This window comes from Streptomyces sp. NPDC002671 (assembly GCF_053592475.1).
The window spans coordinates 185462-205847 of record NZ_JBSFVU010000002.1; the positions used below are offsets into that span (position 1 = coordinate 185462).

Annotated in this window: 17 protein-coding genes; 4 read left to right on the forward strand and 13 right to left on the reverse strand. The window is 71.6% G+C overall.

Annotated features, from left to right (window positions below):
- Nucleotides 1-73: 73 nt before the first annotated feature.
- The 6 genes from cobT to ACWD35_RS03595 all read right to left on the reverse strand — a co-directional run bounded on the left by cobT (nt 74) and on the right by ACWD35_RS03595 (nt 9179).
- The gene (gene cobT / locus ACWD35_RS03570) at nt 74-3979 is read right to left on the reverse strand and encodes a nicotinate-nucleotide--dimethylbenzimidazole phosphoribosyltransferase (RefSeq protein WP_451349478.1); all 3906 of its coding nucleotides are present in this window, start codon (nt 3977-3979) and stop codon (nt 74-76) included.
- A gap of 396 nt (nt 3980-4375) precedes the next feature.
- Nucleotides 4376-5599: a precorrin-6y C5,15-methyltransferase (decarboxylating) subunit CbiE gene (cbiE, locus tag ACWD35_RS03575; protein WP_451349479.1), complete on the reverse strand. Its 1224-nt coding sequence runs from the start codon at nt 5597-5599 to the stop codon at nt 4376-4378.
- A 119-nt stretch (nt 5600-5718) separates the two neighbouring features.
- The gene (locus ACWD35_RS03580; protein WP_451349480.1) at nt 5719-6357 is read right to left on the reverse strand and encodes a GNAT family N-acetyltransferase; all 639 of its coding nucleotides are present in this window, start codon (nt 6355-6357) and stop codon (nt 5719-5721) included.
- Nucleotides 6358-6499: 142 nt separating this feature from the next.
- Complete coding sequence (locus ACWD35_RS03585) at nt 6500-7333, reverse strand: MetQ/NlpA family ABC transporter substrate-binding protein (RefSeq protein ID WP_451349481.1); 834 nt, start codon at nt 7331-7333, stop codon at nt 6500-6502.
- A gap of 68 nt (nt 7334-7401) precedes the next feature.
- Entirely contained in the window at nt 7402-8124 is a 723-nt protein-coding gene (locus ACWD35_RS03590; protein WP_451349705.1) for a methionine ABC transporter permease, read from the reverse strand.
- A 20-nt stretch (nt 8125-8144) separates the two neighbouring features.
- Entirely contained in the window at nt 8145-9179 is a 1035-nt protein-coding gene (locus ACWD35_RS03595) for a methionine ABC transporter ATP-binding protein (protein WP_451349482.1), read from the reverse strand.
- 530 nt (nt 9180-9709) lie between these two features.
- Between ACWD35_RS03595 and ACWD35_RS03600 the strand changes: the two genes are divergently transcribed.
- Both ACWD35_RS03600 and ACWD35_RS03605 read left to right on the forward strand, forming a co-directional pair.
- Nucleotides 9710-10069: a hypothetical protein gene (locus ACWD35_RS03600; RefSeq protein WP_451349483.1), complete on the forward strand. Its 360-nt coding sequence runs from the start codon at nt 9710-9712 to the stop codon at nt 10067-10069.
- Nucleotide 10070: 1 nt separating this feature from the next.
- Entirely contained in the window at nt 10071-10490 is a 420-nt protein-coding gene (locus tag ACWD35_RS03605) for a hypothetical protein (protein ID WP_451349484.1), read from the forward strand.
- Here ACWD35_RS03605 and ACWD35_RS03610 read toward each other — a convergent pair.
- The 3 genes from ACWD35_RS03610 to ACWD35_RS03620 form a co-directional block, all read right to left on the reverse strand.
- Complete coding sequence (locus ACWD35_RS03610; RefSeq protein WP_451349706.1) at nt 10480-10977, reverse strand: GNAT family N-acetyltransferase; 498 nt, start codon at nt 10975-10977, stop codon at nt 10480-10482. The two genes, ACWD35_RS03605 and ACWD35_RS03610, sit on opposite strands and share 11 nt — an antisense overlap.
- Nucleotides 10978-11022: 45 nt before the next feature.
- A complete protein-coding gene (locus ACWD35_RS03615) occupies nt 11023-11529 on the reverse strand; it encodes an RNA polymerase sigma factor (protein ID WP_451349707.1) in 507 nt (168 codons plus the stop codon).
- 144 nt (nt 11530-11673) lie between these two features.
- Nucleotides 11674-12849 (reverse strand): glycerophosphodiester phosphodiesterase, encoded by a 1176-nt coding sequence (locus tag ACWD35_RS03620; protein ID WP_451349485.1) that lies wholly within the window; start codon nt 12847-12849, stop codon nt 11674-11676.
- Between the two features lie 352 nt (nt 12850-13201).
- Here ACWD35_RS03620 and ACWD35_RS03625 point away from each other — a divergent pair, with 352 nt between their 5' ends.
- Both ACWD35_RS03625 and ACWD35_RS03630 read left to right on the forward strand, forming a co-directional pair.
- Nucleotides 13202-13873: a lysophospholipid acyltransferase family protein gene (locus tag ACWD35_RS03625; protein ID WP_451349708.1), complete on the forward strand. Its 672-nt coding sequence runs from the start codon at nt 13202-13204 to the stop codon at nt 13871-13873.
- Between the two features lie 146 nt (nt 13874-14019).
- Nucleotides 14020-15705, forward strand: a complete 1686-nt coding sequence (locus ACWD35_RS03630; RefSeq protein ID WP_451349486.1) for a multicopper oxidase family protein — start codon at nt 14020-14022, stop codon at nt 15703-15705.
- A gap of 19 nt (nt 15706-15724) precedes the next feature.
- Here ACWD35_RS03630 and ACWD35_RS03635 read toward each other — a convergent pair whose 3' ends face one another.
- From ACWD35_RS03635 to argH, 4 genes are all read right to left on the reverse strand, one after another.
- On the reverse strand, nt 15725-17245 hold the full coding sequence (locus ACWD35_RS03635) for an MFS transporter (RefSeq protein ID WP_451349487.1): 1521 nt from the start codon (nt 17243-17245) through the stop codon (nt 15725-15727).
- Nucleotides 17242-17793 carry a TetR/AcrR family transcriptional regulator gene (locus ACWD35_RS03640; RefSeq protein ID WP_451349488.1) on the reverse strand — a complete coding sequence of 184 codons (552 nt, stop codon included), beginning with the start codon at nt 17791-17793 and terminating at the stop codon, nt 17242-17244. The genes ACWD35_RS03635 and ACWD35_RS03640 overlap by 4 nt, the downstream gene beginning before the upstream one ends.
- An 84-nt stretch (nt 17794-17877) precedes the next feature.
- The gene (locus ACWD35_RS03645) at nt 17878-18849 is read right to left on the reverse strand and encodes an aldo/keto reductase (RefSeq protein WP_451349489.1); all 972 of its coding nucleotides are present in this window, start codon (nt 18847-18849) and stop codon (nt 17878-17880) included.
- Nucleotides 18850-18946: 97 nt separating this feature from the next.
- Entirely contained in the window at nt 18947-20374 is a 1428-nt protein-coding gene (gene argH / locus ACWD35_RS03650) for an argininosuccinate lyase (RefSeq protein WP_451349490.1), read from the reverse strand.
- Nucleotides 20375-20386 lie beyond the last annotated feature (12 nt).

The window sequence follows — 20386 nt, forward strand, 5'->3', positions numbered from 1 at the left end:
GGGCGGGCTCGGGGCACGGGGTGGTCCGGCTGCTGGAACGCCGGACCACCTTCTGCTGTGACCCCTGTGGCCGCTACTTCTCGGTGACTCCGGCCGAGTCGAACGTGGCCACCTCGTGCATGGCCCGTGCCGTGCTCTGCACCAGCGGCAGCGCGAGCAGCGCGCCCGTGCCCTCGCCGAGGCGCAGGTCGAGGTCGACCAGCGGGCGCAGGCCCAGCTTGTTCAGCGCGGCCACGTGGCCCGGCTCGGCGCTGCGGTGGCCCGCGATGCAGGCCGCCAGCACCTCGGGGGCGATGGCGCGGGCGACGAGGGCGGCGGCACCGGCGCTGACGCCGTCCAGGATCACCGGCGTGCGCAGCGAGGCACCGCCGAGCAACAGGCCGACGATCGCCGCGTGTTCGAAGCCGCCGATCGCCGCGAGGACGCCGAGCGGGTCGGCCGGGTCCGGCTGGTGCAGCTCCAGGGCGCGGCGGACGACCTCGGTCTTGCGGGCCAGCGTCTCGTCGTTGATGCCGGTGCCCCGGCCGGTGACCTCCGCCGGGTCGGCGCCGGTGAAGACAGAGATCAGCGCGGCGGACGCGGTGGTGTTGGCGATGCCCATCTCGCCGGTGAGGAGCGCCTTGTTACCGGCCGCGACGAGGTCGCGGGCGGTCTCGATGCCCACCTCGATGGCGGCCTTGGCCTCCTCGCGGGTCATCGCCGGGCCGGTGGTCATGTCGGACGTACCGCCGCGGATCTTGCGCGGCAGCAGGCCCGGCGTGGCCGGCAGGTCGGCGGCGACACCGACGTCCACGACGCACACCTCGGCGCCGACCTGGTTGGCGAAGGCGTTGCAGACCGCGCCCCCGCCGAGGAAGTTGGCCACCATCTGGGCGGTGACCTCCTGCGGCCAGGGGGTGACGCCCTGGGCGTGCACGCCGTGGTCGCCGGCGAAGATCGCGACGGCGGCGGGCTCCGGGATCGGCGGCGGGCACTGCCGGGACAGCCCGGACAGCTGGGCGGAGATGATCTCCAGCATGCCCAGCGCGCCGGCCGGCTTGGTCATGCGCTTCTGGCGCTCCCAGGCCTCGCCGAGCGCCTTGGCGTCGAGCGGGCGGATCTGTGCGACGGTCTCGGCAAGCAGGTCGTGGGGTTCCTCTCCGGGCAGGGCGCGGCGGCCGTACGTCTCTTCGTGCACCACCCAGGACAGCGGGCGGCGCTTGGACCAGCCGGCCTGCATCAGCTCGGGCTCGTCCGGGAACTCGTCGACGTACCCTACGCACAGGTAGGCGACGACCTCCAGGTGCTCGGGCAGGCCGAGCGTGCGGACCATCTCCCGCTCGTCGAAGAAGCTGACCCAGCCGACGCCGAGGCCTTCGGCGCGGGCGGCGAGCCAGAGGTTCTCCACCGCGAGCGCCGAGGAGTAGGGCGCCATCTGCGGCTGGGTGTGGCGGCCGAGAGTGTGCCGGCCGCCGCGGGTCGGGTCGGCGGTGACGACGATGTTCACCGGGGTGTCGAGGATGGCCTCGATCTTCAGTTCCTTGAACTGCTTCGCCCGGCCCTTCGGCAGCGACTTGGCGTACGCCTCGCGCTGACGCATCGCCAGTTCGTGCATGGTCCGGCGGGTCTCCGCGGACCGGATGACGACGAAGTCCCAGGGCTGCGAGTGGCCCACGGAGGGCGCCGTGTGGGCCGCCTCCAGGACGCGCAGCAGCACGTCGTGCGGGATCGGGTCACTGCGGAAGCCGTTGCGGATGTCGCGCCGTTCACGCATGACCTTCAGGACCGCCTCGCGCTCGGCGTCGGCGTAGGCGGGGGCGGCCGGTCCGGTGGACTGTCGTACGTCTTCCACGGCGGCCGTGCTCTCTTCCTGGTCGGCGGCCCTGGTCTCCAGGTCCTCCGCGTGCTGTACGACTTCGGGCGCGGGCCCGTCGGTGGCACCGGCCTCGCGGGGCGCCGGGACCGCGGCCACCGGCTCCTGCGGCTCCGCCGTGGGCAGCACGATGGGCTGCGGCGGGGTCGGGGCCAGGTGCGGTGCGGTCGGCACCTGCCCGGTCACCGGCACGAACTGCCCGAGCGGCTGCTCGGGGTGCGGCTGCGCCGGGATGCCGGAGGGCAGGGGCTCCGGGGTTTCGGCGGGGGCCGGGGCGGACTGCTCCGGGGCCTCGGGGTGCGCGGCGGGCACGGCTGCCTCCGCTACGGCGGCGGGCGCGGGCGTCGGCACCGGCTCGGTGGCGGGCGGTACGGGCGTCGCCTCGGCGGGAGTTGCCGCGAGGGGCTGGAGCTGCGGGCCGGCGGGGACCGCGACGACTTCGGGTGCGGGTGCCTGCGGCTGGGGCTGGGGCTCCTGGGGTGCGTCCGCCGGGGCCATGGCCTGAGCACCGGCACCGGCAGCGGCACCGGCTTCGGCGAGCTGCGGGCCCTGGGCCTGGAGGAGGGCCGGGTCGGGGACCTCCGCGGGCGCGGGCACGGCTTCCTGAGCCTGTGCGGGAGCGACCGGGGCCTGGGCGGGCTGCTCCTCGGGGGCCTGAACGGGCTCGGCGGCGACGGGAGTCTGCGCGTCGGGCTGGGCCGGAGCTGCGGGAACGGCGGCTTCGGCAACGTCCTGCACGACACCGGCGTCGGCGGCGGCCACGGGCTGGACGGCGATGGCTTCGCCGGCACCCACCGGAGCCTGCGCTACCGGCGCGGCCGGCGCGGCCTCGGCGACCTGCGTGCCCTCGGCCGGCTGGACGGCCTCCACCGGCTGAGCGCCCTCGACCGGCAGCGCACCTTCGCTCACCTGGACTGCTTCGGACGGCTGAACGGGCTCGGGCTGCTGAGCAGGCTCGGACACCTGCGGGACCTCCGCGACCGGACCGGTCTCCGCGCTCTGCGCGACATCCGCGGCCTGTGCCGCTTCCGGTACGGCCCCGAGCGCGATGGCCTGCCCCGCCGTCTCCTGAACCCCCTGGCCTTCCTGGACCTCTTGAGCCTGCTCGGCCTGCTGGACCACCTGGGCCTGCTGGACTTCCTGAACGGCAGCGGCCTCTTCCACGGGCTCCGCCACAGCCACGGGTGCCTCCGGCGCGAGCACGGGCTGACCGGTCACCGGCTGACCGGCGACCGCCTCCGCGACCTGCGCGGGCTCGGCGACCACAGGCACCTCGGCGGCGGGCGGCACGGCTTCGGCCACCGGCAGCGTCTCCGCCACGGGAGCCACCGGAGCCTCGGCCACGGCCTCCGCGGGAACCTGAGCCGCGTACACCCCGTCGTGGCCGTGGGCGGGCTGCATCCCGTCGTGGGCGTGTACGACCTGGTCCTGAACCGCCGGGGCCTGGCCGCCGTCGATCTGCACGGGTGCCGCAGCCTGGTTCGCGAGGCGCGCCACGGCGGCCTGGGCGGCGCCGGACGGGTCGGCCACGGGCTCCTCGGAGGGGGCCGCGGCAGGGGCGGCCGTTTCCGCGGCCGGTGCCGGGGCGGCGCCCCAGGGGGCCGCGTTCTGCGGGGCCATGTCGCGCAGCGGCTGCGCGTCGAGGTATTCGGGGCCGGCCGGCGGCGGACCGGGCTGCCGTACCGGCGCTCCCGCGGGGCCGCGGTCGGCGAGGGAGCGGACCGGGCTGGCGGAGGCGTCGGGGATCGGCGGGCCGAGGTGCAGGGGTCTGCGTGCGGCCTGCTGGGCCGCCGCGGGGTCGTGCGGCGCGGCGAGGACCGGGGAGGGCGGCACGGGCGCCGAAGCCGGGTTCGGGATGCGGACGCCGCCGAGGTCGACGGAGCCGGTGTCCCGGCCGGCCGTCTCGTGCGGGCCCGGCTCGTGCACGGCTTCAAGGACCGGTTCCGGGGCAGGCGGCGGCACTTCGTTGCCCCACGCGCCCTGGGCACCCGGCAGCAACAGCTCTTCGTCCTCGGCGGTCGCTTCGGAGAGGTAGGTGTACGCGCCGTGCGCGGGGACGCCCGGCTGTTCCACCATGCCTGCGCTCTCCGGCTGCCCCTCGCCCGGGACCTGGCCGGTGTCGGTCATGCGTACCCCTCGCCCATCGGTTAGTGCTTCTAGGACCAGCTCACCCGGGAACGGCGCACCGACCGCCCCGTAGTGAAGAACGAGCGTGCGTGCCCAGCGGCACGAACGAGCCGCCGGAAAAGGCGACAAAGCCATTCAGTGGCATTGTCCCGGCCGTTCCGCCGTCGCGACAGCATGATCCGTGACAGCCCGCTGTGGACTGCGCCACTTTGCGCGTCCTCGGGTTTTCGCCGTACCACATCCATCCCAAAAGGGGTGGGTTTTCCGGACATTGGCGAACGAATTTCCGGGCCACCCGGTGCGGTACAACGATCGGCCAGCCTACCGCGCGCAGTACGACAACAGGATCACGGGGCGCATTCCGGGAGTGCCCGCCCGCCGCCCGACCACCAGCCCTCAACGAGACGCTTCGCGCCGCGGCAATTCCCCTGCGAGCAGGAACGCCACATTCCGTTCGGTCTCCGTCCAGGCCCGGGTGTCGAGTTCGACGGACTGGAGCAGGGCGCACTCGACCTGGTATCCGTGCTCGGTCAGGTCGCGGCCCACGAGTTCGGCGGCGTCCCGGGTCGCGGCGTGCGTGACGATGCGCTGCGGGCGGCGGTCGGCGACCGCGGAGACGACGGCCGCTCCCCCGCCGCCCACCCGTACGACGTCCGGTTCGGGCAGGTTTTCGAGGACGTGCGGGGCCGTGCCGTGGACGACCTGGAGCTGGACGCCGAAGCGGCGCGCGGAGGCTGTGGTGCGGGCGCAGGCGTCGGCGTCCCGGTCGACGGCGATGACGGCGGCTCCGGCGCGCGCGGCCTCGGTGGCGAACGCGCCGCCGCCGCAGCCGATGTCCCAGACGAGGTCGCCGACCCGGGGCCCGAGGCGCGCGAGTTGGGCGGCGCGGAGCAGTTCCGTCTCACCCTCGCCGAGGGCGCCGTACGTCTCGTCGGGCTGGACCCAGCCGCGCGGGCCGGTGCCCGGGTCGCGTCCGGCGATCCAGCCGCCGCCCTCCGCCGGGACACCTGGTCCGGCGGGTCCGCCGATGACGATGACGACGTTCGGGTCGCGCCAGGAGTGGTCGGCGGCGTTGTCGGAGGTGACGACGGTGACCTGTTCGCGTTCGGTGCCCAGTTCCTCGCAGATCACGAAGGTCCGGTGGACCCCGTCGAGCAGCAGTCCGAGTTCGGCGGGGCCGGCGCCGGGTGCGGTGAGGACGGCGACCTTGGTGTGGGCCCGGCACACATTCACGGCCCGGCGCAGGGTGCGCGGGTGGGCGACGACCACCTGGGCGTCGTCCCAGGGCATGCCGGCGCGGGCGAAGGCGGCGGCGACGGAGGAGACGGCGGGGACGACCTCGACCTCCAGGCCGAACTCCGGCGCGCGCAGGGTGCGTACGACACCGAAGAAGCCGGGGTCGCCGTCGGCGAACACCACGGCGGTGCCGCGGTGGCCGGCGATGCGGCGGGCGGCGAGCGCGACGCTGCCGAGGCGGACGCGTTCGGCGGCGGGCGGGACCTCGGGCAGTGCCAGGTGGTGGGCCGCGCCCGCCACGAGCGTGGCGGCGCCGAGGGCGGCGCGGGCCGCCTCGGTCAGGGGCGAGCCGTCCCAGCCGATCACCGTGACCCGGTCGGCCATCGTCGTCAGTCTCCAGGTTTTCGCAGGTCGTCAGGGGTATGGGGCCCGGAGGCCGGCTTCGTGAGCGTACCTGGTGGAGCTGCCGGCCGCGCGGCTAGGCCGGGCCGTGGCGGCGCGCCTCAGTTCCAGTCGGAGTAGGCGGTGAACCCTCCGGTGTCGGCGAGCTGCCCCTCGGCGCCCTCCAGGTCCTCCGGGAGGAGGCTCCACACGATGTAGTCGGTGCGCAGGTCGGTCCAGGTGCCGTCCTCGCCCCGGAAGTGCGCTATGCAGGCGTTGCGCAGCACGCCCTCGCTGATGCAGCCGATCTTCTGGGCGACCTGCTGGGAGGCGGTGTTGTCGGCGGCGGTGCGCAGCTCGATGCGCTCGAACTTCTGGTCGCCGAAGAGCCATTGGGCGGTGGCGAGCGCGGCCTCGGAGGCGTAGCCCTCGCCGCGGGCCCAGGGGGCGACGATGTACGACAGCTCGGTGGACCGGACGTGCCAGTTGGTCTTGGCGAGCTGGACGATGCCGACCAGGCGCTGGGTGAGGAACTCGGTGACGGCGAGGTCGAGGCCGCGGCCCCCGGTGCGCTCGGCGGGGGCGTACTCGGTCACCCAGCCCCGGGCGGCGTCCTCGGAGTAGGGCTGCGGGACGTCGGTCCAGGCGCCGACCTGCTCGTCGTTCATCATCTCGGCCAGAGCGGGCACGTCGTCCTCGTCGAGGGGACGCAGCACCAACCGCTCCGTGCTGATGGAGATGTTGGGGAAGGTGCTAGTCATGCGCCGCTCCGTAACCTTCGGAAAATCCGTGAGAGACCGTCAGGCCCCGCTGAACTGCCCAGCATGCAGCATGAAACCACCGAACCGCACAACGGGGTCCACACCCTGTGAGGGAGTGGACCCCGCTGGGGGAGCGGCCGGCTCAGAAGGACGCGATGACCGAACCCTGGTACTTGTCCTCGATGAACTTCTTGACCTCGGGCGAGGTGAGGAGCTGCGCGAGCTTCTTCACGCGCGGGTCCTTCTCGTTGCCCTTCTTGACCGCGAGGAAGTTGCCGTACGGGTTGTTCTTCGCGGACTCCAGGACGAGGGCGTCCTTGGCGGGCTTGAGGCCGGCGGAGATGGCGTAGTTGCCGTTGACCACGGCCGCGTCCACGTCGTCCAGGGAGCGCGGGGTCTGGGCCGCCTCGACCTCCTTGAACTTGAGGTTCTTGGGGTTCTTGGCGATGTCCTGCGGGGTCGCCTCGGTGCCGGCGCCGGCCTTGAGGGTGATGAGCCCGTTGTCGGCGAGCAGCTTCAGGGCGCGGGCCTCGTTGACTGCGTCGTTCGGGACGGCGATGGTCGCACCGCTCTTGAGGGCGTCGGCCTTCTTCACCTTGTGGGAGTAGAGGCCGAGCGGCTCCAGGTGCACCGTGACGACGGGCACGATGTGGGTGCCGCGCTTCTTGTTGAAGTCGTCGAGGTACGGCTGGTTCTGGAAGTAGTTGGCGTCCACCGAGCCGTCCTCGGTCGCCGTGTTCGGCACGATGTAGTCCTGGAACTCCTTGACCTCCAGGTCGAGACCCGCCTTCTTCGCCAGGTGGTCCTTGACGAAGTTCAGGATCTCGGCGTGCGGGGTGGGGCTCGCGGCGACGACCAGCGGGCCCTTGTAGTCGGCGGAGGAAGAGGAGTCCTTGCCCGAGCCGCAGGCGGTGAGCCCGGCGGTGAGGGCTCCGGCGGCGAGGACAGCGGCGGTGATCTTGGCGGTGTTACGCACGAAAAGTGCCTTTCCTTAAGGGTGGTGCGACCCCGTCTTGGGTGGACGGGGAGTTCTGGGGTGCCGCGTTACGCGACCTTGTCGACCTCGGACGCCGTCGGCTCCTTGGTCTTCAGCAGCCGCAGCTTCGGCGCCGGGCCGGAGCGTCCGCCCCGGTGGTGCAGCGAGCGGGCCGCGAAGTCGCCGGCGAACTGGATGACCGAGATGACGACGGCGAGGATCGCCACGGTGATCCACATCAGCTGCGTCTCGAAGCGCTGGTAGCCGTAGCGGATGGCGATGTCGCCGAGGCCGCCGGCGCCGACCGTGCCGGCCATGGCGGAGTAGCCGATGAGGGCGACGACCGTGGTCGTGGTGCTGGAGATGAGGGACGGCAGGGACTCCGGTACGAGCACCTTCCGTACGACGGTCCAGGTGTTGCCGCCCATCGACTGCACGGCCTCGACGAGCCCGCCGTCCACTTCACGGACAGCCGTCTCGACCAGGCGGGCGAAGAACGGGATGGCGCCGATGGCGAGCGGCACGATGGCGGCCTCGCGGCCGATGGTCGTCCCGGTGATCGAGCGGGTGAAGCCCATCAGCGCGACCATCAGGATGATGAACGGCATCGAGCGGGCGACGTTCACGATCTGCCCGATCACCTTGTTGGCGACGAGGTTCTGCAGAAGTCCGCCCCGGTCCGTGAGGACGAGCAGGATGCCGAGCGGGAGCCCGCCGACGACAGCGATCAGCGTGGACCAGCCGACCATGTAGAGCGTGTCCCAGCTCGCCTGGGACAGCAGGGGCTGCATCTCAGACCAATCGGTCCCGGTCACTTGGCACCTTCCTTCACCAGCAGAGCCTCGTGGCCCAGTACGTCGATCTGCAGGCCCTGTTCGCGCAGGAACCCGATCGGCACCACGTTGTCCTCGTAGCGGCCGGGCAGTTCGATGCGCATGCGGCCGACCTGGAGGCCGCCGACGGTGTCGATGGCGGCGCCGAGGATCGAGATGTCGATGTTGTAGGTGCGCGACAGCTGGGAGATGACCGGCTGGGTCGCGGCCTCGCCGTGGAAGGTGACGTCGACGACGGTCCGGTCGGCGCCGGAGGCCTCGCCGCCCACCGGGAACAGCGCGGCGGCCAGCTCGGAGCCGGGGGTGGCCAGCAGCTCGCTGACGGTGCCGGACTCGACGATGCCGCCCTTCTCCATGAGCGCGGCCGAGTCGCAGATGCTCTTGACGACGTCCATCTCGTGCGTGATGAGCAGGACGGTCAGGCCCAGCTGCCGGTTCAGGTCGCGCAGCAGCTGGAGGATGGAGCGGGTGGTCTCCGGGTCGAGGGCGCTGGTGGCCTCGTCGGACAGCAGCACCTTGGGGTCGCCGGCGAGGGCGCGGGCGATGCCGACGCGCTGCTTCTGGCCGCCGGAGAGCTGGGCCGGGTAGGCCTTGGCCTTGTCGGCGAGGCCGACCAGGTCGAGGAGTTCGAGCGCCTTGCGGGAGCGTTCCTTGCCGGACTTGCCGAGGATCTCGAGCGGCAGCTCGATGTTTTCCTGGACGGTCCGGGAGGACAGCAGGTTGAAGTGCTGGAAGACCATGCCGATCCGGCTGCGGGCCTGGCGCAGTTCCCTGCCCGCCCGGGGGCCGCGCCCGGCGAGGGCGGTGAGGTTCTGTCCGGCGACGGTCACCGTCCCGGATGTCGGACGCTCGAGCAGGTTGACGCAGCGGATGAGCGAGGACTTGCCGGCGCCGGACTGGCCGATGACGCCGTAGACCTCGCCTTCGCGGACGTGAAGGTCGACGCCGTCGAGGGCGGTGACCTCTTTGCCGCGGGAGCGGTAGACCTTGGTCAGGCCCGATGTGGTGATCACAGGATTTCCGTCACTGTCGAGTACGCGGGCGTGGGTGTGCCCGGGCACGTGTGCATGCGGTTCAGGCATGGAAAGGAGTGGTGCGTGCGTCTCGTACGGCCTACGGCGCACGGACGTGCCACGGCTCTCGCTTCGGGGCGCGAGGCTCAGGTGATGCGGGGGCCCTCTAGAAGGCGCACATTCGGCGCATCATGCGACACATACAACGAGCACCGGGCGTCATGGTCGCCTCGGTCGCAAGGGTGCGGCTGCTCGTCGTGCTCATGCGATCAGTAAACCAGACGTACGGTGCTGACAGGCCGCCGCTGTCCGCATACTGGACAGTCGTGGACACCCCTCAGCCGCCGCTCGGTCCCGGACGGCGATCGCCACGCCCGCGTCGGTGACCAGTGCGGACAAGGCCGACAGGTCCCTGACCACCAGGCCGGCATCCAGCTCCTCGGCCCGATGGCTGTGGCCAACGCCACGGGCCGGAGTCGAGGTGCGGGGTCGGCGGCGGCCGGTCGTTTCGGCCGTAATAAGGTCTCGGCATGCTCTATGCCCTGACGCTGGCGACCGGGGTCGCCGCGCTGCTCCTCGCCGCCTGGTGCGGCTGGGCCGCCTATCGCGACCAGCCGACCAAGGACTGGCACTTCATCGGCATGGCCGTGGTCTGGCTGCTCTCCCTGGTCCAGCTGGTGGCCGGGATCGTGCAGCTCGCGCGGGGCGGGAAGCCGGAGCAGGGTACGACGATCTACGTGGCGTATCTGGTGGGGGCGTTCGCGTGCATTCCGGCGGCGGGACTCATGTCGCTGAGCGAGCGCACGAAATGGGGCTCGGTGACGGCGGCTGCGGGCGCTTTCGTGCTGGCCGTCCTCGAAGTGCGGCTGTACGACATCTGGGGAGGCTGAGATGACGTCGGTGGAGGAGAAGCCGGGCCGGCTGATCGGCGGGCCGGGGCTGCTGCTCGTCTGGTTCTACGGCGTGATGGTGGTGGGCGCGGTGTCGCGCTCCGCGTACCAGATCGCGACGGACTTCGACCGGGCGCCGCTGGCGTACTCGCTGTCGGCGGTGGCGGGCGTGGTGTACGGGTTCATCACCTACACGCTGGTCCGCGGCGGGGACACGGCCCGCAGGGCGGCACTGGTGTGCTGTGCCGCCGAACTCGCGGGTGTGCTGATCGTAGGCACCTGGACCCTGATCGAGCCGTCGGCCTTCCCGGACGCGACCGTGTGGTCGGACTACGGCATGGGCTACATCTTCATTCCGGTGCTGCTGCCGCTGTCGGCGATCTACTGGCTGCGCAAGGCGCGGAACGCCGTCACGCCGTAGTCGCGTACGCCCCGGCCGGCTTCTCCAGCACGATCAGCTCGACGCCGTCGGCGCCCTTGGTCCGGCCCACCGCCTCGTAGCCCACCCGGCGGTACAGGCGCAGGTTGCCCTCGCTGCGGTAGCCGGTGTGGAGGCGGAACCTGGTGGCGCCGCGCTGCTCGGCCAGCGCCGTCTCCGCCGCGCGCAGCAGCCTCGCGCCGATGCCGTGGCCCTGCAGGCGCGGGTGGACGCACAGCCGGGCGATGTCCGCCGAGCCGTCCTCGTCGGCCTTGCCGCGCACCGAGCCGACGACCTCCTCGCCGAGCCGGGCGACGATGACGCAGTCGGCGGCGACCTCCTGGCGGACCGAGTCGAGACTCTGGACGAGCGGGTCGATGCGGTAGTTGCCGTACAGCGCCGCCTCGCTCTGGAAGCACAGGTACTGGAGCTTGAAGATCTGCTCCGCATCCTGCTCGGTCGCCACCGAGATGGTCACGCTCATGCCCATGTGCGCATGCCTCCCGCTCACCTGATCACCTGTCGTCCCTCACTCCTATCCCCGCGCTTCGAGAGCCGCAACCTCCGGTGTGAGCAATCGCCGCAGACAACCGAGACATCTGGAACGTTCCGGTCCGAGGCTGCCCTGTGAGATACCCAACTCCCCCGCGATCTCCCGGTATGTCAGGTCCTTCGGGGACAGCAGCGCCTCCAGAAGCCGCGGGCAGCGGCCGGGCAGACGGCGGACCGCCTCCCGCAGGGCGCGGTGCCGGGCGGCGGTGATGACGGACTGTTCGGGGCCGGGCCGGGTGTCGTCGGCCGGCTCGAAGTCGTACGGCCGCTCGAGGCGGGAGGTGCGGCGGCTGCGGCGCGCCTCGGCGCGAACGGCCTTGCGCAGCCAGCCCTGCGGATCCAGCGGCGGCCGGTCCGCCGCCAGCCGCTCCAGCAGCCGGAGCCAGACGGCCTGCTCCAGGTCGGCCGGCTCGCCTCCGGAGGCATATGCCTCGGCGGAGGCCTCGGCGGTGAGCAGCGGGCTCAGGGCGGCTACCAAGTCGGGCGTCATATGCGGAACGACGAACCGCCCCGGCGGCAGGTTGCCGGGGCGGCTCGTAGTCACCCCGAACGGGGTGCGGTTTGGCTCCGCCGTTGACGCGGCGGGCCGGGCTCAGTGGACCAGACTGAGCGTTTCAGGCTGAGCGGTCGGGGCTCAGCCGGCCTGGAAGTCGGCGCGGGCGAGCACACCGGTGTCGGCGTTGTCGGTGAAGACGCCGTCGATGCCGGTCGCGAAGTACGTCCTGAAGGCGCCGAAGGGGTCACCGTAGGCGTCCGCCGCGGTGCCCTTGCGGTACTCCGCCGGCAGGAAGGGGTTCTCGTTGCGCATGGTGTACGGGTGCAGGACCAGGCCCACCTTGTGCGCGTCGGCGACCAGCGTGGTCGGCCGGCCCAGGGTGCCGTCGGCGTTCTTGGGGATGACCAGGTCCAGCGTGGGGCCGATGCCCTGCGCGTAGCCGGCTATCTCGCGCAGGCCCGCGGGCGTGATCAGGTCGGCCACCGTGCGCGGGTCGCCCGCCTCGACGAAGTCGTAGGGGCGGCTGGTCGCCGAGGAGAGCAGGACGACGAGCGGGTTGTCGACCAGCTGGTTCAGCTTCTGGATGCTGCTCGGCTCGAAGGACTGCAGGATGACCGGCGAGTACCGGCTGTCCTTGCCGTACTTGCGCAGCAGCTTCGCCACCCGCTCCTCCAGGCCGAGGCCCAGCTTGCGGAAGTAGGTGGGGTGCTTGGTCTCGGGGTAGATCCAGACCTGCTTGCCGCGCTTGCGGGTCTGCTCGTCCTGCCACTGCAGGACCTCTTCGAAGGTGGGTATCTCCCAACGTCCGTTGTAGAGCGTGTTGTGCGGCCGGTTGGCCGGGATGCGCTCGACGGCACGGAGGGTCTTCAGCTCGGCGAGCGTGAAGTCCTCGGTGAACCAGCCGGTGACGGACACGCCGTCGACGACCTTGGTGGTCTTGCGGTCGGCGAACTCGGGGTGGGCGGCGACGTCGGTCGTGCCGCCGATCTCCGGCTCGTGCCGGCACACCAGATGCCCGTCCTTGGTGGGCACCAGGTCACCGGCCTCCACCACGTCGGCGCCGAGGTCGAGGGCGAGGTTGTACGAGCCGAAGGTGTGCTCGGGGCGGTAGCCGCTGGCACCCCGGTGGCCGATGATCGTCGGCACCGGCAGGCTCTTCAGCCCGCGGCCGGCGTATCCGGTCGTCCGGGCCTCGGCCGCCCGGGCCGCGCCGGGCAGCCCGAGGACCGCTCCGCCCGCGCCGAGCACCGCGGCGCCGAGAAGCGCCCGCCGTCCGGTTCCCTGCGTCTGCCCGTTCCTCTGGTCGCTGTCCATGGGCGCCCCTCCTGCCGTCCGCGTCTTCCTGCCGTCCGCGTCTTCCGTGCGGGCCGATCTCGTGAGTTCTCGTCAGTGCCCGGCGATCGTAGGGGTGTCCACATGACGGACGGGAGACCTCGGTTCGAACACCTGGGTGACGTCGGCTGTCGGATGGGAGAGGGCGATGTCCGTCACATCGCCGCCCGCGCGCTCCGCGTGGCCACCTACGCGCCACCGCAGGTAAACCCGTGTCAACAGTGCGTAAGACATCGGTGAACCGGCCGCTCCCGATGTGCGTTACCCGCGAAGCCGCGAGTAATGTCCTCACCTGCACAGACTCATAACGCTCACCTTGACGTCGGAGGACCCGTTGTCCCGCTTCGCGCTCATCAAGGCAGTGCTCGGACCGATCATGCGTCTGATGTTCCGCCCACAGGTGGAGGGCGCGGAGCACATCCCGGGGGACGGGCCGGTCATTCTGGCCGGTAATCACCTGACGTTCATCGACTCGATCGTGCTGCCGGTCGTGACGAAGCGGCAGGTCTTCTTCATCGGCAAGGACGAGTACGTCACCGGCAAGGGCATCAAGGGCCGCCTGATGGCGTGGTTCTTCACCGGCGTCGGCATGATCCCGGTGGACCGGGACGGCGCCAACGGCGGCGTCGCCGCGCTGATGACGGGTCGGCGGATCCTGGAGGAGGGCAAGATCTTCGGGATCTACCCGGAGGGCACGCGCTCGCCCGACGGCCGCCTGTACCGGGGGCGCACGGGTATCGCGCGGCTGACGCTGATGACGGGTGCGCCAGTGGTGCCGTTCGCGATGATCGGCACGGACAAGCTGCAGCCGGGAGGCCGGGGCATCCCGCGCCCGGGCCGGGTGACCGTCCGCTTCGGCACGGCCATGGAGTTCTCCCGCTACGAGGGGATGGACCGGGACCGTTACGTGCTCCGGGCCGTGACCGACTCGGTGATGGCCGAGGTCATGCGGCTCTCCGGGCAGGAGTACGTGGACATGTACGCCACGAAGGCGAAGGCCGCGTAACCCCTTCGGGTACCTGTCGAGCGCCTTCCGGCGGACCGGCGCAGTGGCTCGCGCCCGTCCGCCCGCCGAAGGAATCTCCCCCCGATACATCCGGCATTCGGCCGTATTAACCGGCCATATGAGCACACATCATGTCTTATTCAGACATGCAGAAAGCTTCCCGCCGTACCGTGCTCCGTGCCCCGTTCGCCGCCGCCGGCGCGGGGCTCCTGGGTGCCTGCTCCGGTTCCGGCGCAGGCACCGGTTCCCGTTCCGGCACCGGCTCCGAGCCCCGCTCGGGCTCCGGACGCGCGGGCATCGAGAAGGAGTCCGACCCGCCGGCGTTCGTCCCGCAGGGGCCCGCGGGATACGTGAATCCGTCGGATCCGGAGGTCCGTGCCGCCGAGCGGAAACGCGGGCCCGGCCCCCTGCGCACTGTCAGGTTCACGGCTGCCGAGTCCATGCTGGACCTGGGCGGGCGGTCCGTCCGGACCTGGGCGTACAACGAGACTCTGCCGGGCCCGCTGGTGCGCGTCACCGCCGGTGACGTGCTCAGCCTCACCCTCGCCAACCGGCTTCCCACCAAGACCACCCTGCACTCCCACGGGGTGCGCCTGCGCTGCGACATGGACGGCGCTCCGGACCTGACCCAGCTGGCCATCCCCCCCGGGGCGGACTTCGATTACCGCTTCAAGGTCCCCCACCCGGGAACGTACCTGCTCCACTCGCACCAGGGCGTCCAGGCCGACCGTGCCCTGTACGCGACGCTGATCGTCGACGACCCCAAAGAGCCCCTCCACTACGACAAGGAATGGATCGTCGTCCTGGACGACTGGCTCGACGGCGTGGACGGCTCCACCCCCGACCAGGTGTTCGCCGAGCTCATGCCCGGCTCGTCCGGGAAGATGGGCGGCATGGCGATGGGCCCCGGACACGGCAGCCGGCGTGCCGGCGGATCGGCGGGCATGCGCCCCTCGCCGTCCCCGTCCCCGTCCAGGAAGTCGGCGAGCCCCTCCCGGATCCTGCACCACTCGCACAGCAAGATGCTCCACTCGGAGGCCGGCAGCGTCGCCTACCCCTACTACCTGGCCAACGGGCGCCTGCCCGGCAACCCCTCGGTGTTCCGCTGCCGTCCCGGCGAGCGCGTCCGGCTGCGCATCATCAACGCCGGTTCCGAAACGGCGTTCCGGGTCGCGCTGGGCGACCACAGGATGACCGTCACGCACACCGACGGCTATCCCGTGCAGCACAAGAAGACCGACGCCCTGCTCATCGGCATGGCCGAGCGGTACGACGTCCTGATCACCGCCCGGGACGGCGTCTTCCCCCTGGTCGCCGAGCCCGAGGGCAAGCCCGGCAGGGCCGCCGTCGCCGTCCTGCGCACCGACAAGGGCAATCGTCTTCCCGCCCTCGACGCCCGCCCGGACGAGCTCGACGGGAAGTGCGTCCCCGCGCGCCGTCTCGTTCCGGACGACGCCGTTGCCTTCGACGACGACCACCCCGACCGCGAGCTACGGATCCGGGTCACCGGCAACATGCACAAGTACAACTGGGGGTTCGACCACCGGCCCTACGACGTGCGGGAGCGGCACCCCGTCCGGTTCGGTGAGCGGGTAAGGCTCACCCTCATCAACGCGACCGACATGTGGCACCCGCTGCACCTGCACGGGCACACCTTCGCGCTGACCGGTCTGGATGCGGTGGGCGCGCGCAAGGACACCGCGATCGTGCTGCCGCACCGGAAGCTGGTGGTCGACTTCTACGCCGACAATCCCGGGTTGTGGATGCTGCACTGTCACAACCAGTACCACTCGGAGGGCGGGATGATGACGATCCTCGGGTACAAGAAGTGAGGTCCGGGGCGGTTCGCCCTTACCCGGCGTTCTCCAGTTTCTGCCCCCTCAGCAGGAACCAGGCTGCCGCCGCCGTTGCCAGCAGGACTGCCGCTCCCGCGCCGGAGGCCAGGTGCAGGCCGTGCACGAAGGAGTCCCGTGCCGCTTCGAGCATGGCCTCCGCCGAATGCGCCGGCATGTTCCGCGACGCTTCCACCGCCGCCCCCAGCGACTCATGGGCCTCTGCCGGGGTTCCGGCCGGGCCCGTGAAGTCGCGGTAGACGCCCGTCACGATCGAGCCGAGCAGGGCGATGCCCAGGGCCGCGCCCAGTTCGTAGGCCGTTTCGGAGACGGCCGAGGCAGCGCCTGCCTGGTCCTTGGGGACCGTGGACAGGATGACGTCCGCGGTGACCGTGAACGAGAAGCCCGCGCCGATGCCGACGACCAGGAGGGCGGCGCCGAGCACCGGGTAGCCCGTGGACACACCCAGGGTCGTGAGTGCGGCCAGGGCCAGGCCCACCGCTGCCAGGCCGCCCGAGACCACCACCCGCACCGAGAAGCGCCGGGCGGCCCGGCCCGCGACCAGGCCGGCCGCCACCGCGCCGACGGCGGCGGGCAGTTCGGCCAGGCCCGCCTCGAACGGGCGCCTGCCCTGGACGAGTTGCAGGTACTGGGAGAGGAAGAACACCAGGCCGGACATGCCGAGGACGGTCAGCAGGTCGGCGAGGACCGCTCCGCTGAAGCCGCGGCGCCGGAACAGCCGCATGTCCAACAGCGGGGTAGGCATGGTGAGCTGGCGGTGGACGAAGCCGTAGAGGGCGGCTGCGCCCAGCAGGCCGGCACCCACCGTGGACCAGGTGAAGCCATGGGTCGCGGCCTCCTTGACCGCGTACACGAGGCCGATCACGCCGACGAGCGACAGCACGACGCCGGCCAGGTCCCAGGGGCCGGGGTTCGGGTTGCGGGACTCGGGCAGGGTGCGGATGCCGACGAGCACCAGGACCGCCATCACCGGCAGGTTGATCAGGAAGACCGAGCCCCACCAGAAGTGTTCGAGGAGGAAGCCGCCCGCGATCGGGCCGACGGCCGTACCCGCGGAGGCGGTCGCGCCCCAGATGCCGACGGCGAGGCTGCGCTCGCGCGGGTCGTGGAAGAGGTTGCGGATCAGGGCGAGGGTGGCGGGCATCAGGGTCGCGCCCGCGACACCGAGCAACGCCCGCGCCAGGATCATGAGTTCGGGTGTCGTCGCGTAGGCGTTCAGGACGGATATCGCGCCGAACGCCGTGGCACCGACGAGCAGGATGCGCTTGCGGCCGATGCGGTCGCCGAGGCTGCCCATGGAGACGAGCAGACCGGCGATGACGAAGGAGTAGACGTCGCCGATCCACAGGAGCTGGGTGCCGGAGGGGTTGAGGTCTTCGGTGATGTAGGGGGTCGCCAGGCCGAGGACGGTGGCGTCGACGGCCACCAGCAGCACGGCCAGGACGAGGACGGAAAGCGCGAGCCAGCGGCCCTGACGCTGCTCCGCCGCCGTGCCGGCCGGCTGCAAGGTGCTGGTCATGGTTCCTCTCTTCGTAGTGCGCCGCCGAGCAACAGCTCGGCGACCATCGTCGGGAAGTCCCGGGAGGCCACGCGGCCGTCCAGGGTGGCCCAGGCGCAGGAGGCGATCAGTCCGTACAGCGCCTCGGTGAGCCAGACGGGAGTGAGGTCGATCCGCAGCTCGCCGCTCTGCTGACCGCGCTGGAAGACCCCGCTGATGCGGGCGTCCAGCTGCTGCCAGCTTTCGTTCTGGAGGTCGCCCTCCCACAGCTGGCTCTCGCCGTACAGGAAGGCGAGCAGCCCGGCGGAGGGCTCGATCTCGCGCACCATCCTGCGTACGGCCTCGCTCGCGGGCCCTTCGTCCAGCCGGGCCCGGTCCAGCGCCGCGTCGCACTCCGCGATGCCGAGCTCCTCCAGGGCCCGTACGAGCGCGAAGCGCCCGGCGAAGTGGCGGTGCAGCGTGGCCCGGCTGATCCCGGCGGCCTTGGCGACCTCGTCCATGGTCGCGGTGGACTTGCGGGTCAGCAGGGCGGCTGCGCTGCGCAGCACGTGGTCACGATCCAGGGCCATGAGACAAGGTTAACCCATGTGAGACATCCTTGTCTCACCATAGGCATGTGTGACTCATCGATGCTGGTCAGCGGGCAGGGCCCGTCAGTGCCAGGGCAGCCGGCCCCGCTGCTCCCAGTAGGCGCGGGGGTCCTCCACCAGGGTGGCCAGCCGGGTCAGCTGGTCCTCGTCCAGGTCGACCACGGGGGCGTGCAGGTTGGAGGCGAGCTGGGTGACCGTCGCGGCGCCCGAGAGGACGACCCCGGCCCAGGGCCGGCGCAGGATCAGGCCGAGGGCCACGGCGTCACAGCCGAGGAAGTTCTCGTCGGCCACGGTCTTCAGCACGTCCGGCGCGTGCGGCTCGGCCAGCCGGCCGTTCGCCATGCCCTCCTTGACGATCACCGTGAGACCGGCGTCGTGCGCCTCGGCGAGCGCGGGACCGGCCGAGGTCTCCAGCGCGTTGTACGTCGACTGGACCGTACGGAAGAGGGGCTCGCCGTCGATGGTCACGGCGAGGGCGGCGCGGATCGTGTCGGCCTGCTCGGGGCCGCTGGTGGAGAAGCCGATGGTCAGACCGCCGGCGGCGGCCTCCGCCAGCTTCGCGTGGAGGTCCTTGTCGGTGAGGGCCGGGCTGTCCGGGGTCACCGAGTGGATCTGGTAGAGGTCGAGCCGGTCGCCGAGCAGGGCGTCGGTCTCGGCGCGCTGCCGCTCGTAGGTGGCGGCGCTGTGGTCCTTGACCTCGTGCTGTTCGGCGTCGGTGGACCAGCCGGCGGTGTAGGTGTAGCCCCACTTGCTGCCGACGACGACGTCGTCGACCTCGGGGTGGGCGTTCAGCCAGCCGGCGAGGAACTCCTCCGAACGGCCGTAGGAGCGGGCGACGTCGAAGTAGCGCACGCCCTGGGCGTAGGCGGCGTCGAGGAGTTCGTGGGTGCGCTCGCGCAGGGCCTCGACGCTGCGGTTGTCTCCGAGGTCCTCCTCGCGGCCCAGGTTGATGTAGCCGGGACGGCCGACGGCGGCGAGCCCCAGGCCGATGTGGCAGGTGGGAGTCGTGGCTGAGGCCAGTCGGGCGAAGGGCATCGCGGGCTCCGTTCGGTCGGCTCCTTAGGGCTCCCGACCAACCTAACCCGCGATGCCCCTACGACACCGGACCCGCTGCTTCTACGACTCCGGACCGCTACTTCTTGGCGTCGGCCCACCCGTGCTGTGCCGCCACGTCCGCCTTGACCTCGGCGAGCTGGACGGCGACCGCGCTCGGTGCCGTGCCGCCGCGGCCGTTACGGGAGGCGAGGGCGCCGGGGACGTTGAGGACCGTGCGGACCTCCGGAGTGAGATGCGCGGAGATCTTCGCGAACTGCTCGTCCGTGAGGTCGTCCAGCTCCTTGCCCTCGGCCTCGGCGACCTTCACGCACTCCCCCGCGACCTCGTGAGCCACGCGGAACGGCACGCCCTGCTTGACCAGCCACTCGGCGATGTCGGTGGCGAGCGAGAAACCGGCCGGGGCCAGCTCCTCCATGCGCTCGCGGTTGACCGTGAGCGTGGCGATCATGCCGGTGAAGGCGGGGAGGAGCACCTCCAGCTGGTCGCAGGAGTCGAAGACCGGCTCCTTGTCCTCCTGGAGGTCGCGGTTGTAGGCGAGCGGCAGGGCCTTCAGGGTGGCCATCAGGCCCGTCAGGTTGCCGATCAGCCGGCCGGACTTGCCGCGCGCCAGCTCGGCGATGTCCGGGTTCTTCTTCTGCGGCATGATCGACGAACCCGTGGAAAACGCGTCGTGCAGGGTGACGAAGGAGAACTCCTTCGTGTTCCAGATGATGATCTCCTCGGCGATCCGGGAGAGGTTGACCCCGATCATCGCGGTGATGAAGGCGAACTCGGCGACGAAGTCACGGGAGGCCGTGCCGTCGATGGAGTTGCCGACACTGCCGTGCTCGAAGCCGAGGTCCTCGGCGACGGCCTCCGGGTCGAGGCCGAGGGAGGAGCCCGCGAGGGCGCCGGAGCCGTACGGCGACACGGCCGTCCGCTCGTCCCACTGGCGCAGCCGCTCGGCGTCCCGGGACAGGGACTGGACGTGGGCGAGGACGTGGTGGGCGAAGAGCACCGGCTGGGCGTGCTGGAGGTGGGTGCGGCCGGGCATCGCCACGTCCGGGTGGGCCTCGGCGAGGCCGATCAGGGCGTCCTGGAGGTCGGCGATCAGGCCGCCGATCGTACGGGCGTGGTCCCTGAGGTACATCCGGAAGAGGGTCGCGACCTGGTCGTTGCGCGACCGGCCGGCGCGCAGTTTGCCGCCGAGGTCGGGGCCGAGGCGCTCCAGCAGGCCGCGCTCCAGGGCGGTGTGGACGTCCTCGTCGGCGATGGTGCCCACGAAGGAGCCGTCCGCGACGTCCGCTTCCAGCTGGTCGAGCCCCGCGAGCATCCGGGTCAGCTCGTCCTCGGTGAGCAGGCCCGCCTTGTGCAGCACACGCGCGTGGGCACGCGAACCGGCGAGGTCGTAGGGCGCGAGCCGCCAGTCGAAGTGGACGGACGCGGACAGCTTCGCCAGGGCCTCGGCGGGACCGTCGGCGAAACGGCCGCCCCAGAGCCGTACGTCACCGCTGTTGCTGCTCACTTGCGCTGCTCC

What these genes read in the sequence shown, in the direction of transcription:
- cbiE (WP_451349479.1), bottom strand. Translation starts at nt 5,599, where the DNA reads ATGGCCGACCGGGTCACGGTGATCGGCTGGGACGGCTCGCCCCTGACC.
- ACWD35_RS03600 (WP_451349483.1), top strand. Translation starts at nt 9,710, where the DNA reads ATGCTCTATGCCCTGACGCTGGCGACCGGGGTCGCCGCGCTGCTCCTC.
- ACWD35_RS03610 (WP_451349706.1), bottom strand. Translation starts at nt 10,977, where the DNA reads ATGGGCATGAGCGTGACCATCTCGGTGGCGACCGAGCAGGATGCGGAG.
- ACWD35_RS03645 (WP_451349489.1), bottom strand. Translation starts at nt 18,849, where the DNA reads ATGCCCTTCGCCCGACTGGCCTCAGCCACGACTCCCACCTGCCACATC.
- ACWD35_RS03580 (WP_451349480.1), bottom strand. Translation starts at nt 6,357, where the DNA reads ATGACTAGCACCTTCCCCAACATCTCCATCAGCACGGAGCGGTTGGTG.
- ACWD35_RS03615 (WP_451349707.1), bottom strand. Translation starts at nt 11,529, where the DNA reads ATGACGCCCGACTTGGTAGCCGCCCTGAGCCCGCTGCTCACCGCCGAG.
- ACWD35_RS03630 (WP_451349486.1), top strand. Translation starts at nt 14,020, where the DNA reads ATGCAGAAAGCTTCCCGCCGTACCGTGCTCCGTGCCCCGTTCGCCGCC.
- ACWD35_RS03635 (WP_451349487.1), bottom strand. Translation starts at nt 17,245, where the DNA reads ATGACCAGCACCTTGCAGCCGGCCGGCACGGCGGCGGAGCAGCGTCAG.
- ACWD35_RS03605 (WP_451349484.1), top strand. Translation starts at nt 10,071, where the DNA reads ATGACGTCGGTGGAGGAGAAGCCGGGCCGGCTGATCGGCGGGCCGGGG.
- ACWD35_RS03590 (WP_451349705.1), bottom strand. Translation starts at nt 8,124, where the DNA reads ATGCAGCCCCTGCTGTCCCAGGCGAGCTGGGACACGCTCTACATGGTC.
- cobT (WP_451349478.1), bottom strand. Translation starts at nt 3,979, where the DNA reads ATGACCGACACCGGCCAGGTCCCGGGCGAGGGGCAGCCGGAGAGCGCA.
- ACWD35_RS03640 (WP_451349488.1), bottom strand. Translation starts at nt 17,793, where the DNA reads ATGGCCCTGGATCGTGACCACGTGCTGCGCAGCGCAGCCGCCCTGCTG.
- ACWD35_RS03620 (WP_451349485.1), bottom strand. Translation starts at nt 12,849, where the DNA reads ATGGACAGCGACCAGAGGAACGGGCAGACGCAGGGAACCGGACGGCGG.